Source organism: Streptomyces sp. NPDC057002 (genome assembly GCF_042673825.1).
Taxonomy (GTDB): Bacteria; Actinomycetota; Actinomycetes; order Streptomycetales; family Streptomycetaceae; genus Streptomyces.
The window spans coordinates 860,066-875,111 of sequence record NZ_JBHURZ010000004.1 but is presented as its reverse complement, the minus strand read 5'-3'; the positions used below and the strand labels follow the sequence as shown (position 1 = coordinate 875,111).

At 69.2% G+C, this 15,046-nt stretch carries 12 protein-coding genes and 1 tRNA gene; 6 read left to right on the top strand and 7 right to left on the bottom strand.

The genetic code is table 11. From position 1 onward, the window contains the following. Positions 1-34 precede the first annotated feature (34 nt). Positions 35-445, top strand: coding sequence for a hypothetical protein (locus ACFT32_RS24015; protein WP_382492613.1), 411 nt, complete (start codon positions 35-37; stop codon positions 443-445). A 69-nt stretch (positions 446-514) separates the two neighbouring features. On the opposite strand, the gene ACFT32_RS24010 is transcribed toward ACFT32_RS24015, so the two are convergent. Continuing rightward, on the bottom strand, positions 515-1,996 hold the full coding sequence (locus tag ACFT32_RS24010; RefSeq protein WP_382492610.1) for an FAD-dependent monooxygenase: 1,482 nt from the start codon (positions 1,994-1,996) through the stop codon (positions 515-517). A 165-nt stretch (positions 1,997-2,161) separates the two neighbouring features. Between ACFT32_RS24010 and hrpA the strand changes: the two genes are divergently transcribed. From hrpA to ACFT32_RS23995, 3 genes are all read left to right on the top strand, one after another. Next, positions 2,162-6,130: an ATP-dependent RNA helicase HrpA gene (gene hrpA / locus ACFT32_RS24005; protein ID WP_382492607.1), complete on the top strand. Its 3,969-nt coding sequence runs from the start codon at positions 2,162-2,164 to the stop codon at positions 6,128-6,130. 120 nt (positions 6,131-6,250) lie between these two features. Further along, positions 6,251-6,325: transfer RNA gene (locus ACFT32_RS24000), tRNA-Asp, on the top strand. A 157-nt stretch (positions 6,326-6,482) separates the two neighbouring features. After that, complete coding sequence (locus tag ACFT32_RS23995; RefSeq protein WP_382492604.1) at positions 6,483-6,692, top strand: DUF6274 family protein; 210 nt, start codon at positions 6,483-6,485, stop codon at positions 6,690-6,692. Positions 6,693-7,073: 381 nt separating this feature from the next. Here the strand turns inward: ACFT32_RS23995 and bldC are convergent, their stop codons facing one another. Further along, complete coding sequence (bldC, locus tag ACFT32_RS23990; protein WP_003949541.1) at positions 7,074-7,280, bottom strand: developmental transcriptional regulator BldC; 207 nt, start codon at positions 7,278-7,280, stop codon at positions 7,074-7,076. A 597-nt stretch (positions 7,281-7,877) separates the two neighbouring features. Continuing rightward, positions 7,878-8,723 carry a hypothetical protein gene (locus tag ACFT32_RS23985; protein WP_382492601.1) on the bottom strand — a complete coding sequence of 282 codons (846 nt, stop codon included), beginning with the start codon at positions 8,721-8,723 and terminating at the stop codon, positions 7,878-7,880. 223 nt (positions 8,724-8,946) lie between these two features. Here ACFT32_RS23985 and ACFT32_RS23980 point away from each other — a divergent pair, with 223 nt between their 5' ends. Both ACFT32_RS23980 and ACFT32_RS23975 read left to right on the top strand, forming a co-directional pair. Beyond that, positions 8,947-10,050: a Leu/Phe/Val dehydrogenase gene (locus ACFT32_RS23980; protein ID WP_382492598.1), complete on the top strand. Its 1,104-nt coding sequence runs from the start codon at positions 8,947-8,949 to the stop codon at positions 10,048-10,050. Positions 10,051-10,371: 321 nt separating this feature from the next. Beyond that, positions 10,372-10,626, top strand: coding sequence for a DUF3073 domain-containing protein (locus ACFT32_RS23975; protein WP_193483495.1), 255 nt, complete (start codon positions 10,372-10,374; stop codon positions 10,624-10,626). 83 nt (positions 10,627-10,709) lie between these two features. Here ACFT32_RS23975 and purM read toward each other — a convergent pair whose 3' ends face one another. The 4 genes from purM to ACFT32_RS23955 all read right to left on the bottom strand — a co-directional run bounded on the left by purM (position 10,710) and on the right by ACFT32_RS23955 (position 15,039). Continuing rightward, positions 10,710-11,789: a phosphoribosylformylglycinamidine cyclo-ligase gene (gene purM, locus ACFT32_RS23970; protein WP_382492595.1), complete on the bottom strand. Its 1,080-nt coding sequence runs from the start codon at positions 11,787-11,789 to the stop codon at positions 10,710-10,712. Positions 11,790-11,834: 45 nt separating this feature from the next. Further along, positions 11,835-13,364 carry an amidophosphoribosyltransferase gene (purF, locus tag ACFT32_RS23965; RefSeq protein WP_382492593.1) on the bottom strand — a complete coding sequence of 510 codons (1,530 nt, stop codon included), beginning with the start codon at positions 13,362-13,364 and terminating at the stop codon, positions 11,835-11,837. Between the two features lie 63 nt (positions 13,365-13,427). After that, positions 13,428-14,204, bottom strand: coding sequence for an META domain-containing protein (locus ACFT32_RS23960; protein ID WP_382492590.1), 777 nt, complete (start codon positions 14,202-14,204; stop codon positions 13,428-13,430). Between the two features lie 37 nt (positions 14,205-14,241). Further along, positions 14,242-15,039, bottom strand: a complete 798-nt coding sequence (locus ACFT32_RS23955; RefSeq protein ID WP_382492587.1) for a sterol carrier family protein — start codon at positions 15,037-15,039, stop codon at positions 14,242-14,244. Between the last annotated feature and the right edge of the window lie 7 nt (positions 15,040-15,046).

Genomic DNA, 15,046 nt, shown 5'->3' with positions numbered 1-15,046 from the left:
CGCTGCGATGCGTGAAGAGGAAACGGGGCACGGGATGAAGAAGACAGTCGGCAGAATCGCCATCGCTCTCGCGGTGGCCGTCGGCGGCGTGGTGGCCACCAGCGGTACGGCGAACGCCTACGCCACGTGGGATTGCAAGTACTCGAAGCAGAGGACGGCCTCGGGCAGCGGGGACACGGTCATCCTCCAGATCTGGCGGTGCCCGGACGGGCACGACTACGCCAAGGGGATCATCTCCGGCAGCGCCAACGCCTCCAAGGCGCGCGTGTGGCTGGACGACTCGATCAACGGCGGAAAGAACTGGACCGCGCGCCAGTACACGACCAGCCCCTCGAGGTCGACGCAGACGCCGCAGAACAACCTGCTGTACGACGGCTCGCCGCACAAGGTGCGGGCCTGTGGTGACACCAGCGGTCACAAGACCATCTGCACGGCCTGGTACTGACCGAGCCGCCCGTTCAGGGCGCGAGCCCCTCTCCGGCAGCACGGGAGAGGGGCTCAGTCATGTGGTGGTTCATGTCGATGGCACGTCCTGCCGGGGGCCGACCCAGGTGGTCAGGGCAGTCAGCAGTGCGTCGTGGTCGTGGTCGTCCGCGGCCCATGCGATGTAGCCGTCCGGGCGGACCAGCAGCACCGCCGGGGCCTTCGAGCCGGCGGCCGGGGCGACGGTGATCGTCCGTCCCTCCCAGCCCGTCACCTCGGGGAACCGGCTGACGAGCACGAAACGGCAGGCGCGCAGTGCCTCGTACAACCGCGTCGGGGAGCCGGAGCCGGTGCCAGTGCTCGGGGCGAGGTCCAGGTCGGGAGCGCGGTGGCCGGTGCGGGGGTGGGTGCCGGAGGGTGCCGGGTAGGAGATGGCGAGACCCGTCGCCTTGGCGGCCAGACGGTCGGCCACCGGTGGGACGGCGGCGGCGGCGCGCGAGAGCAGGTTCATGGCGGTGCTCAGCACGGGTGAGTGGATCAGCGCCAGCCGCATCATCCTGCCGCTGTCCCGGATCACTTCCCGCCCGATCGGGTGCCGCTCGGTCTGGTACCCGTCGAGCAGCCCCTCCGGCGCCCACCCGCGTACCACCGCCGCCAGCCGCCAGGCGAGGTTGGCGGCGTCCTGCAGGCCGGTGTTCATGCCCTGGCCGCCGGCCGGAGAGTGCACATGCGCGGCGTCGCCCGCGAGCAGCACCCGTCCGAGCCGGTACCGCGGCACCTGGCGTTCGTCGGTCTGGAAGCGGGAGAGCCAGCGCGGGTCGTGCATGCCGAAGTCGGTCCCGAGTGCCTTGCGGGTGATCGTCCGCACATCCTCCAGATCGAGAGGGGCCTCGACCGGCATTTGCTTGGCGCGGTCCCAGGCGACGACCCGGTGCCAGCCGTCGCCCAGCGGGGAGACGAAGGCGATCCCCTCCCGGACCGCGTTCGCCACCGGCATGTCCTGCGGCACGGCCAGCCGGACGTCGGCGAGCATCACCGAGCGCAGGGCGGCCCGGCCGGGGAACGGAAACCCCAGCGCCCGCCGCACGACACTGCTCATCCCGTCCGCGCCGACCAGATAGCGGGCACGCCGTGTCCGCGGTGTGCCGTCGGACCGGCGCACGGTGACGCTCACACCGTCGGCGTCCTGCTCGACCCCGGTGACCTCCGCGCCGGGCACCACCTCGGCACCGAGCGCCTCGGCCCGCTTCGCCAGCACCGCCTCGGTCGCGTACTGAGGGGTCAGCAGCATGTACGGGAATCTGGTCGGCAGCCGCCTCAGATCCAGCTGGGCATCCCCGATCATCTGGAGCTTGCCGATCCGGACACCGCCGGCGACGAGTTCGTCGGCGATGCCCCGGGCGTCCAGCAGTTCGAGCGTCCGGGCATGGACCGCGAAGGCCCGGGTCAGCTGCGACCTCTCGGTGCGGCGCTCGAGCACGGTGACGGAGACGCCCGCCGCGGCAAGGTCTCCGGCGAGCATCAGACCGGTGGGACCGGCACCCACGATCAGGACTTCGGTGGCTTCGGACATGGGACGGGAGGCCCTCCAATCGTGAGCGACTGCCGTACGGCCTCACCTCCATGCAATCGCCGCCCGAACGAGAAACGGTCAAACCTCACTCCGTGCCGCGGGGAGCGAGCCGTGGGACAAAACCGTTCGCCACGGATTTCCCGGGGATGAGATCCTGGATCCCGTATGTCTACGCACCCCGCCCCCGCCCTCGGCGCCCTCGCCACCCGCCTGACCGAGCTGTCCCTGCGCGACGCGCACCGGCTCGGCCGCAGGCTCGAAGGCGCGCGCAAGATCCGTAAGCCGGAGGCCCAGGCCGCCGTGCTCGCCGAGATCGAGGCGGAGGTCGGCAAGGCCGAGGAGCGAATGGCCGGGCGGCGCACCCGTGTGCCCGAGGTCACGTACCCCGAGCAGCTGCCGGTCAGCCAGAAGAAGGACGTGATCGCCGACGCCATCCGCGACCACCAGGTCGTGATCGTCGCCGGTGAGACCGGTTCCGGGAAGACCACGCAGATCCCGAAGATCTGCATGGAGCTCGGGCGGGGCGTCCGCGGCATGATCGGGCACACACAGCCCCGTCGTATCGCCGCCCGGACCGTCGCCGAGCGCGTGGCGGAGGAGTTGAACACCCCGCTCGGCGAGGCCGTCGGCTGGAAGGTCCGTTTCACCGACCAGGTCGACCCGGGGGCCACCTTCGTCAAGCTGATGACGGACGGCATCCTGCTCGCCGAGATCCAGACCGACCGCGAGCTGCGCGCCTACGACACGATCATCATCGACGAGGCCCACGAGCGGTCCCTCAACATCGACTTCCTGCTGGGCTACCTCGCCCAGCTGCTGCCGAAGCGGCCCGACCTCAAGGTCGTCATCACCTCGGCCACCATCGACCCCGAGCGCTTCTCCCGGCACTTCGGCGACGCCCCGATCATCGAGGTCAGCGGCCGTACGTACCCCGTGGAGGTGCGCTACCGGCCGCTCCTCGAAGAGGACTCCGACGACGCCGACCGCGACCAGATCACCGCGATCACCGACGCCGTGGAGGAGCTCCAGAAGGAGGGCAAGGGCGACATCCTCGTCTTCCTCTCCGGCGAGCGGGAGATCCGGGACACGGCCGACGCGCTCACGAAGAAGCAGTACAGATTCACCGAGATCCTGCCCCTCTACGCCCGGCTGTCGCACGCGGAGCAGCATCGGGTCTTCCAGCCGCACACCGGACGCAGGATCGTTCTGGCGACCAATGTCGCCGAGACCTCCCTCACCGTCCCGGGCATCAAGTACGTCATCGACCCGGGCTTCGCGCGGATCTCCCGCTACAGCCACCGCACCAAGGTCCAGCGCCTCCCCATCGAGCCGGTCTCCCAGGCCAGCGCCAACCAGCGCAAGGGCCGCTGCGGCCGTACGTCCGACGGCATCTGCATCCGCCTCTACGGCGAGGACGACTTCAACGCCCGCCCGGAGTTCACGGACGCGGAGATCCTCCGTACGAACCTCGCCTCCGTCATCCTGCAGATGACCGCGGCCGGCCTCGGCGACATCGAGAAGTTCCCCTTCATCGATCCGCCGGACCACCGCAATATCCGCGACGGCGTGCAGCTCCTCCAGGAGCTCGGCGCCTTCGACCCGGCCCAGAAGGACCTCCGCAAGCGGCTCACGCAGACCGGCCGCAAGCTCGCCCAGCTGCCGGTCGACCCGCGGCTGGCCCGGATGGTGCTGGAGGCCGACCGGAACGGCTGTGTCCGCGAGGTCATGGTCATAGCGGCCGCGCTGTCCATCCAGGATCCGCGCGAGCGCCCGTCCGACAAACAGGCGCAGGCCGACCAGCAGCACGCCCGTTTCAAGGACGAGACCAGCGACTTCCTGGCCTTCCTCAACCTCTGGCGCTACGTCCGCGAGCAGCAGAAGGAGCGGGGCTCGTCCTCCTTCCGCCGGATGTGCAAGCAGGAGTACCTCAACTTCCTTCGCATCCGCGAATGGCAGGACATCTACTCCCAGTTGCGCACGGTCGCGAAGCAGATGGGCATCCACCTCAACGAGGACGACGCCCCGGACGACCGCATCCACGTCTCCCTCCTCGCGGGCCTGCTCTCCCACGTCGGCATGAAGGACGTGAAGGAGACCGGCGGCGAGGGCGGGAGAAGCACGGGGAAGAACGAATACCTGGGCGCCCGCAACGCCAAGTTCGCGGTCTTCCCGGGCTCGGCCCTCTTCAAGAAGCCCCCGCGCTTCGTCATGTCCGCCGAACTCGTCGAGACGTCCCGCCTCTGGGCCCGCGTCAACGCGAAGATCGAGCCCGAGTGGGTCGAACCCCTCGCCGCCCACCTCCTCAAGCGCACATACAGCGAACCGCACTGGGAGAAGGACCAGGCAGCGGTGATGGCGTACGAGAAGGTCACGCTGTACGGCGTACCGATCGTGGCGCAGCGGAAGGTCAACTACGGCCGGATCGACCCGGAGGTCAGCCGCGACCTGTTCATCCGGAACGCGCTCGTCGAGGGCGACTGGCGCACCCACCACAAGTTCTTCTCGGACAACCGCCGCCTCCTCACCGAGGTGGAGGAGCTGGAGCACCGCGCCCGGCGCAGGGACATCCTGGTCGACGACGAGACGCTGTTCGACTTCTACGACCAGAAGATCCCCGAACACGTCGTCTCCGGCGCCCATTTCGACTCCTGGTGGAAGCGCAAGCGGCACGAGCAGCCCGACTTCCTCGACTTCGAGCGCGAGATGCTCATCAACGAGAAGGCGGGCGAGGTCAGCAAGGCCGACTACCCGGACTCCTGGCGCCAGGGGAACCTCAAGTTCCGTGTGACGTACCAGTTCGAGCCGGGCGCGGACGCCGACGGCGTGACCGTCCACATCCCGCTCCAGGTCCTCAACCAGGTCACGGACGAGGGCTTCGACTGGCAGATCCCGGGCCTGCGGGAAGAGGTCGTCATGGAGCTCATCCGGTCCCTGCCCAAGCCGATCCGCCGCCACTACGTCCCCGCGCCGAACTACGCGAAGGCGTTCCTGGACAGCGCGGTACCGCTCCAGGAGCCCCTCGCCACGACGATGACCCGCGAACTGCGGCGCATGGTCGGCGTCCCGTTCGAGGCGGAAGACTTCGACTGGTCCAAGGTGCCCGACCACCTCAAGGTCACGTTCCGGATCGTCGACGAGCGGCGTCGCAAGCTCGCGGAGGACAAGGACCTGGAGGCGCTGAAGCTCCAGCTGCGGCCGAAGGCCCGCAAGGCCCTCTCCCAGGCCGCGGCGGCCACCGCGGAACGCCAGGGCGGCGAGTCCCTGGAGCGCAAGGGCCTCACCGACTGGACGATCGGCACGCTCACCCGTGTCTTCGAGACCAAGCGGGCCGGCCAGCCGGTGAAGGCGTACCCGGCGCTGGTCGACGACGGCGACACGGTCTCCGTACGCCTCTTCGACACGGAGGCGGAACAGGCGCAGGCCATGTGGAAGGGCACGCGCCGCCTGATCCTCCGCAACATCCCGGTGAACCCGGCGAAGTTCGCCTCCGAGAAGCTGACGAACGCGCAGAAGCTGGCGCTGTCCGCGAATCCGCACGGCTCCATCCAGGGCCTGTTCGACGACTGCGCGATGGCGGCGGCCGACAAGCTGATCGGGGACTTCGGCGGGCCGGCGTGGGACGAGGAGTCGTACCGGAAGCTGTACGACAAGGTGCGCGCGGAGATCGTCGACACGACGGTCCGTACCGTGGGCCAGGTGCAGCAGGTCCTGGCCGCCTGGCAGGCCTGTGAGCGCCGTCTGAAGGGCGTACGCAGCCCTGCGCTGCTGCCGAACCTCCAGGACGTGCGGGGGCAGCTGGACGCCCTCGTGAAGCCGGGCTTCGTGACGGAGGCGGGGCTGCGGCGCCAGCCGGACCTGATGCGCTATCTGGTGGCGGCGGACCGGCGGCTGCAGCAGATGCCGGCGAACGTCCAGCGGGACACGACGCGGATGCAGAAGGTCCACGAGATGCAGGACGAGTACGCCTGGCTGCTGGAGCAGATGCCGCAGGGCCGGCCGGTCCCCTCGTCGGTCCTGGACATCCGCTGGATGATCGAGGAGCTCCGGGTCAGCTACTTCGCCCATGCGCTGGGCACGGCGTACCCCGTCTCCGACAAGCGGATCGTCAAGGCGATCGACGCGGAAGTCCCGTAATCGCCCGTGCGCGTTGGGTGAGTTCGCGCACGGCCCCACCCCTCCTGTACAGTCTCTTCTCGCAGCGCAACGCACACGGAATCCAATATGCGACTCCGTCGCGCGGGCCCTGCGAAACCTGGTCCTGTGGAGCAGTTTGGAGTGCTCGCCACCCTGTCAAGGTGGAGGCCGCGGGTTCAAATCCCGTCAGGACCGCAGTGAAAGAAGCCCGGATCTTCGGATCCGGGCTTCTTTGTGTGCCCTGACCTCCGTAGGAGCCTCTAGAGCTCCCCCACGCCGTCTTGACGGGCTCTCGTTAGCTCGGTACCCAGAAACCAGGGCCGTTCCCAGTGCGGCCTCCTGGAGGTGGCGTATGGCGGCATCGGCTAGGCACGAGACGCGGGCCCTGCTCCGCGCGCACCTGTCGGCCGCGTCGTCGTACCGGCACCTCACGCGTCACTGCCCGATCTGCCACCGCCTGCTGCGGCTGGCGATGGAGTCCGCTCCGGGCCGGCTCCAACGCCCGTCTGAGCATGGGGTGCTGGAGCCGGAGGCTCCACTACCGCACCCGCGCCAGAGCTAACAAGCCGATCGGTATGTGACGGGTGTCACCGCATGAGTTTTGGAAAGTGCGGTACTTACACCCCACCTACAACAGGTCAATTTAATATGTGCAATTGCACCCCACCCCGGGGTGTCGCACACAGGAGATCCGACACCCCTCCCCAGACTCCGACAAGGCCACTCACAGCAGGCCCGGCAGACCGGGTGTCGGCGCACAAAAAAGATCGCGCTGGACCCGGCGGAGTCCAACGCGATCTACGACGCACCCTGTTACATGCCTGCGAAGCTCTGACTGGCTTGGGCGTGGGGCCTGTTGGGGCAGGACCCGCGTCGCTTGGAGCTAGGGTTCCGGACGCCTCGGCCAGTGGGGGACCAGCCGGTTTGTCCGGTATTCAATTGTTCAGGCCTCGCTGCGCTGCTGCGGAATGCCCGCGAGCAGAGCGCGGACCTCAGCCTCGCGGTAGCGCCGATGCCCGCCGAGCGTGCGGATCGACGTGAGCTTGCCGGCCTTCGCCCACCGCGTGACCGTCTTCGGGTCCACACGGAACATGGTGGCGACCTCAGCCGGGGTCAGCAGCGGCTCGGCATCAGGGGTGCGAGCGGTCATGAGCGGCCTCCTCGGGAGAACCGAACCTTCTCGGTTCTTTCCTCTAAATTCTGCACCTTGACCCGCGTTGCCCGAAATGGCGGACGCGAGTCGAGTCGGTTATAGGACGAACGGCTTGTCCTCGGCACTACAACTACACCATCCGTCCAGCCTCGTCGGCCAAACCGATGGAATTGCCCCTCCAGGTGTTCATCAGCGACGGAAGCCGATGGACCATGCCATAGCGGACAGTCACGCCGCTGTGACGATCAGTCACAGCGGCGATCAGGAGTCACGAGACCCCCCAAAGCGTGCAATGCTGAGATTCCGCCCATAGTGCAGCACTACGGGACGGAAGGAGCCCCCCGGACTCCTTGTCCTATTTTGGCATGAGGAGGGGCAAGGGGCGCAAGAGCCACGTACGTGTAGTCCGTCACGCTTGGCCAACTTGGGAGGTACGCCCGGATCGGGCCCTACGTCCCTTGTTGACGAAGCCTCAGGAAACGCACAGTCCGCTTCAGGAACTCGGTGCGAGGACAAAACCTCAAATCGGGCGGTTCGTCAAACGTCAGTTCGTGACCGACCGCGAGCCGTCCGTAGGGATCACAAGGTCAGAGGTCAGTTGGCCGACCGCAGATCCCGCACGGAACGCCACCGCTCCACCAGCCGCCCGTACGCCGCTCCCGCGGCCGTCCCGTCGCCCCGGCGCAGCGCGGCGATCCCCTCGGCCACGTCCGCCGCGGAGTGATCGTCCTCCAGCGCCCCGGCCGGCACGGCGTGCACCAGACCGCCGTAGTCCAGCTCCACGAGCGAACGCGGGTGGAACTCCTCCAGCCAGCGTCCGACGTCCACCAGGCCGTCGATCAGCGGCCCCTCGTCCATGGCCTCCTTCAGGGCCCTGAGGCCCCGGGCCACCCGCCGCCGGGCCTGGACCATCGGCGTGCGGTAGCGCAGCACGGGCGGGCTGTCGACCGAGGCCCCCTTGTCGTACTCACGCTCCTCGTCGGAGACCAGCACGAACCAGTTGATCGGCACCTGCCAGGTCGCCGTACGGATCCACGGCCGGGCGTCCGGGTTGATCGCCAGCCAGCGCTCGTAGTCCTGGGTGGCCTGGTCCCGCAGCAAGGGCGGCAGGACCGCGTCCAGGACGGGCTGCGGGAGCTCCTCGGAGAGCTCGTCCAGGGCCTGCCAGCCGCGCAGCCGGGTGCGCCAGGGGCAGACGCAGACGACGCCGTCGACATCGAGCACGAAGGCGTCCTCACTCTCGTGCACCGGCACCGGGACCGGCGGGGTGGGCGCCAAGTCGGCCAGGGCGCGGCGGAGTTCGTCCTGGTACGAGGGACGGTCCGTACGACGCGCGTAGCGGGCCCAGTGGCTGCGCTCCGGCTCGGGGAAGGCGGCCAGCGGTTCGTACACGCGCAGGTAGGTCGCGTAGGGGACGATCACCGAGGACACCTTGGGCACGCCTGCTCCCTCCCCCGCGCTCCGTCGCGAAAACCTGCGGGACCCACTCACGAACGCACGGGAAGACTATGCAAATCGTCGCACGGCTGTACTCCGCACGGAGGGGATCCTGTGCGCGGTGCCTCCGATGGGCGCACCAGGCTCTAATCTCATGCTCAACAGCTCCCGCCACCCACACGGGGGCCCAGCCCCACCCGCCGCAACTTACTCAGGAGTCACCACAGTGACCGACGTAGCCGGCGCGCCTGCTGATGTACTGCACACCCTGTTCCACTCGGACCAGGGGGGTCATGAGCAAGTCGTGCTCTGCCAGGACCGCGCGAGCGGCCTCAAGGCCGTCATCGCCATCCACTCCACCGCCCTGGGCCCCGCGCTCGGCGGTACGCGCTTCTACCCGTACGCGAGCGAGGCGGAGGCCGTCGCCGACGCGCTGAACCTCGCGCGCGGGATGTCGTACAAGAACGCCATGGCCGGTCTCGACCACGGCGGCGGCAAGGCCGTGATCATCGGCGACCCGGAGCGGATCAAGAGCGAGGAGCTGCTCCTCGCCTACGGCCGCTTCGTGGCCTCCCTCGGCGGCCGCTACGTCACCGCCTGCGATGTCGGTACGTACGTCGCCGACATGGACGTCGTGGCCCGCGAGTGCCGCTGGACGACCGGCCGCTCCCCCGAGAACGGCGGCGCCGGGGACTCCTCCGTCCTCACCGCCTACGGCGTCTACCAGGGCATGCGCGCCTCCGCCCAGCACCTGTGGGGCGACCCGACGCTGCGCGCGAAGCGGGTCGGTATCGCCGGTGTCGGCAAGGTCGGCCACCACCTGGTGGAGCACCTGGTGAAGGAGGGCGCCGAGGTCTTCGTCACGGACGTGCGCGAGGACGCCGTGCGGCGGATCACCGAGCGGCACCGGGACGTGATCGCCGTCAAGGACACCGACGAGCTGATCCGGATCGACGGGCTGGGCATCTACGCCCCCTGCGCGCTGGGCGGCGCCCTGGACGACGACACCGTGCCCGTGCTGACCGCCGAGGTGGTCTGCGGCGCCGCCAACAACCAGCTCGCCCACCCGGGTGTGGAGAAGGACCTCGCCGACCGCGGGATCCTCTACGCGCCGGACTACGTGGTGAACGCCGGCGGTGTCATCCAGGTGGCCGACGAGCTGCACGGCTTCGACTTCGAGCGGTGCAGGGCGCAGGCGGCGAAGATCTACGACACGACGCTGGCCATATTCGCACGTGCGAAGGAGGACGGCATTCCGCCGGCCGCCGCGGCCGACCGGATCGCCGAGCAGCGGATGCACGACGCGGCCATGGCCCGCCGGGCGCGCTGAACCTGAGGGGATGCGGGACTGACCCGGAGGGGTCTCGTACGTTTGGCCGGTACCCGTCGGTGGGCAGTTAGAGAGAACTCTCACTTCTACCGGCGGGTCGACCGCCGATAAGTGGTTAAAATCGCGGTTGACCAGCGAGGACGGGGCGCCTCGAGGGTCCTGGGCGCGGGCACGTCATGCGGGCGACGTACCGTATGGGCGCGGGCTCAGGTACCGTGGAAGCCCTACGGACACGGTCTCTCTGCGGAGAGTCCGTGCCGGACCATGAACGCGTGTCAAGACTCTGGGGCCGTCGAGCCCCGTCGTTGAGGGGGTCGAGCCATGGGGCGCGGCCGGGCCAAGGCCAAGCAGACGAAGGTCGCCCGCCAGCTGAAGTACAACAGCGGTGGGACTGACCTCTCACGCCTGGCCGAGGAGCTGGGTGCATCGCCTTCGAATCCGCAGCCGCCTAACGGCGAGCCGGTGGTCGAGGACGATGATCAGGATGAGGACCTGTACGCACGGTACGCCGACCTCTATGAGGACGACGACGAGGACGAGGACGACCAGTCCTCACAACACCGTCGCGGCGCTTGACCCTGCACTGAGCACTCACCCGGTCGGTGACTCCGGTCACCGACCGGGTTCTGTGCTGCCCGCAGGGTTATGACCCCCGTGCCTCAGCTCGCGTAGTCACCGATCAGGGCGGCGCCGGTGGTGTGCTCGCCCCGGTCCGTGATCTCTCCTGCCACCCAGGCGTCCACGCCGCGGTCGGCCAGGGTCGTCAGGGCCACGTCCGTGGATTCCTGCGGCACGATCGCGATCATGCCCACGCCCATGTTCAGGGTCTTCTCCAGCTCCAGGCGCTCGACCTGGCCCGTCCGGCCGACGAGGTCGAAGATCGGGGCCGGGGTCCAGGTGGAGCGGTCGACGATCGCGTGCAGGCCGTCCGGGATCACCCGGGCGAGGTTCGCCGCGAGTCCGCCGCCGGTGATGTGGCTGAAGGCGTGCACCTCGGTGGTGCGCATCAGGGCCAGGCAGTCCAGCGAGTAGATCTTCGTCGGCTCCAGCAGCTCCTCGCCGAGGGTGCGGCCGAGCTCGTCGATGTGGGTGTCCAGCGCGAGACCCGCCTGGTTCAGCAGGACGTGGCGGACGAGGGAGTACCCGTTCGAGTGAAGACCGGAGGCCGCCATGGCGATCACCGCGTCACCCGTACGGATACGATCCGCGCCCAGGAGCCGGTCGGCCTCCACGACACCCGTACCGGCGCCGGCGACATCGAAGTCGTCCTCGCCGAGCAGGCCCGGGTGCTCGGCGGTCTCGCCGCCGACCAGGGCGCAGCCGGCCAGCACACAGCCCTCGGCGATGCCCTTGACGATGGCGGCGACGCGCTCGGGGTGGACCTTGCCGACACAGATGTAGTCGGTCATGAACAGCGGCTCGGCGCCGCAGACCACGATGTCGTCCATGACCATGGCGACCAGGTCGTGGCCGATCGTGTCGTAGATCCCGAGCTGGCGGGCGATGTCGACCTTGGTGCCGACCCCGTCCGTGGCGGAGGCCAGCAGGGGACGCTCGTAGTTCTTCAAGGCGGAGGCGTCGAAGAGGCCGGCGAAGCCGCCGAGGCCGCCGAGGACCTCGGGGCGCTGGGCCTTCTTCACCCACTCCTTCATGAGTTCTACGGCGCGGTCGCCCGCTTCGATGTCGACGCCCGCGGCTGCGTAGCTGGCGCCGCCCTCGGCGATGGGTGTCTCAGACATGGCTGATGAGAACCTTCGTGTCGTACGGCAGGTGTTACGGGCCGACTACGGGCGGCGGATCGCGTCGGCGGCGGCCGTGGCGGCCGGGCCGGCGGCCAGCTCGGTCTCCAGGAGCTGCTTGCCGAGCAGTTCGGGGTCCGGGAGCTCCATCGGGTATTCGCCGTCGAAGCAGGCGCGGCACAGGTTCGGCTTGGCGATGGTGGTCGCCTCGATCATGCCGTCGATGGAGATGTACGCCAGGGAGTCGGCGCCCATCGAGGTGCCGATCTCGTCGACGGTCATGCCGTTGGCGATGAGCTCGGCGCGGGTGGCGAAGTCGATTCCGAAGAAGCAGGGCCACTTCACGGGCGGCGAGGAGATCCGGATGTGGACCTCGGCGGCGCCGGCCTCGCGGAGCATGCGGACCAGGGCCCGCTGGGTGTTGCCGCGCACGATCGAGTCGTCGACGACGACCAGGCGCTTGCCCTTGATGACTTCCTTGAGAGGATTCAGCTTCAGACGGATGCCGAGTTGGCGGATGGTCTGTGAGGGCTGGATGAAGGTGCGGCCGACGTAGGCGTTCTTCACCAGGCCGGAGCCGAAGGGGATGCCGGACGCCTCCGCGTAGCCGATGGCGGCGGGGGTGCCGGACTCCGGGGTCGCTATGACGAGGTCGGCGTCGACCGGGGCTTCCTTGGCGAGCTTGCGGCCCATCTCCACGCGGGAGAGGTAGACGTTCCGACCGGCGATGTCGGTGTCCGGGCGGGCCAGATACACGTACTCGAAGACACAGCCCTTGGGCTTCGCTTCCGCGAACCGGGAGGTGCGCAGGCCGTTCTCGTCGATGGCGACGAACTCGCCCGGCTCGATCTCGCGGACGTAAGAGGCGCCGCAGATGTCGAGGGCCGCGGACTCGGAGGCCACGACCCAGCCGCGCTCCAGGCGGCCGAGGACCAGCGGGCGGATGCCCTGCGGGTCGCGGGCCGCGTACAGCGTGTGCTCGTCCATGAAGACGAGCGAGAAGGCGCCCTTGACCTGCGGGAGGACGCTGTGGGCGGCATCCTCGATGGTCAGCGGCTTGCCGTCCTCGTCGACCTGGGCCGCGAGGAGCGCGGTGAGCAGGTCGGTGTCGTTCGTCGCCGCGACGCGCGGGGTGCGGCCGCCCTCCTGCTTGGGCAGGTCGGCGACCATCTCGGCGAGCTGGGCGGTGTTGACCAGGTTGCCGTTGTGGCCGAGCGCGATGGAGCCGTGCCCGGTGGCACGGAACGTCGGCTGGGCGTTCTCCCACACGGAGGCACCGGTGGTCGAGTAGCGGGCGTGTCCGACCGCGATGTGTCCCTGGAGCGAGCCGAGGGAGGTTTCGTCGAAGACCTGGGAGACCAGGCCCATGTCCTTGAAGACAAGGATCTGAGAGCCGTTGCTGACCGCGATTCCCGCGGATTCCTGGCCTCGATGCTGGAGGGCGTAGAGCCCGAAGTACGTGAGCTTGGCGACCTCTTCGCCCGGAGCCCAGACACCGAAGACGCCACAAGCGTCCTGGGGGCCCTTCTCACCGGGGAGCAGGTCGTGGTTGAGTCGTCCGTCACCACGTGGCACGCCACCGAGTGTAGGCGAGGTCGACCACTGGTCCGAATTGGGGATAACGGACTTTTTGGTGGATCACTGCTCGGCGACGGCTCGTACGTTCGTTCCGTTTTCGCTGGTCAGCGTCAGAGTTCGATGATCGACTCCGTACTTCAGCTTCCCGTCGAAAAGACGCAGCAGGGTCTTCTCGCCGGCCATGAGTGAGTCTTCGCACATCATGCGGGTCGTGGCCGGAGGGCCCAGGGTGATACTGCCGTCGCGCACGGTGGCCTTGGCGTTGACCTTGTTGCAGCCGAGGCTTCCGGAGACGGTGCCCTTCTTCTCGTCGAAGGTGAGGTGGGCGCGGCCGTCGGCCTCCGGGGCCGTGACGGTCCACTTGGTGCCGCTGAGCTGGGCGTCCTTGGCCTTGGTGAGACGGACGGTGTCGCCCTTCTCGGTGGTGAGGGTGAGGCGGTCGCCGTCCACCTTCGCCTTGAACTCCTGGTCGGAGAGCGTGCGCGCGAGGGCCTCCTCGAAGTCCATCGGCTTGTTCTCGCATGCCATCTCGGTGGCCATGGTCTTGCTGAGCCGGATGCGGTCGCCGTCGACGGTGGCGTCGGCGCCGAAGTTGTTGCAGCCGAAGCTGCCCTCGGCCCGGCCCTTGTCGATGGTCACATGGGCGCCGGTGGGTGCCTTCTGGGTCTTGCCGTCCGCGGTGACGCTGTCCACGCTCCACCGCATGCCGGTCACCGCCGGCTTGTCGGCACCGACCGAACCGCTGCCGCTGTCCGCCTTCTCACTGCCGCAGGCCGCCATGAGCGGGACGAGCATGGCGGCGGCCGTCAGGGTCATGCGCTGCTTCTGCCTGTCCATGCCACTTCGACGGGGGACCCGGGGGGATCGGTTCCCCTTATGTCATCAGTGGCAGGTAGGGGGACAGGTCCGCGCGCTCTCCACTGGCGCTGACCTGCGCGTCCTGGAGCGCCTGCTTCCAGGCCAGCCGCCCGGTCGCCAGCCGGATCCAGGTGAGCGGGTCCGTCTCGACGACGTTGGGCGGGGTGCCCCGGGTGTGCCTCGGACCCTCCACGCACTGCACGACCGCGTACGGCGGCACCCGCACCTCCGTCGAGCCGCCGGGCGCCTTCGCGGCGAGCGCGTCCGCGAGCAGCCGGGTGCACGCGGCGAGGGCCTGACGGTCGTAGGGGATGTCCAGGCCGGGGACGGCGGCGTTGAGGTCGTCGGTGTGGACGACGAGTTCGACGGTGCGCGTGACGACGTAGTCGGCCAGGGGCAGGGCGCCCGCGCCGGTGGGGAGCAGCCGGCCGGCGGGGTGCGCGTCGAGGTTCGCGGTGAAGCGGTGCTCGGCGCCGGCGAGGTGGGCGTCGAGGTCCGGGTGCTCCTCGGCCAGGCGGCGGGCGGTGCCGGCGATGGCGGGGGCGTCGTCGGCGATGGCCAAGGGCCAGTCGAGCAGCCGGCCGTCCTGCCGCGCGGGCTCGGGCTCCCCGAGCAGCCGCTCCACGGCGTCCAGGGCCATGGCGCAGTGCGCGGCCAGCTCGCGCACGGTCCAGTCGCCGAGGCGCGTGGGCAGGGTCAGCCGGTCGGGACCGAGGGTGCCCACGGCCCGGCGCATGTTCCCGAACTGGGCGAGCACGGCGGCTCGGGTCTTGGCGGGGTCGTAGGCGCGGGGGCGCTTCTTGGCCGGGGGCATGAGGGGC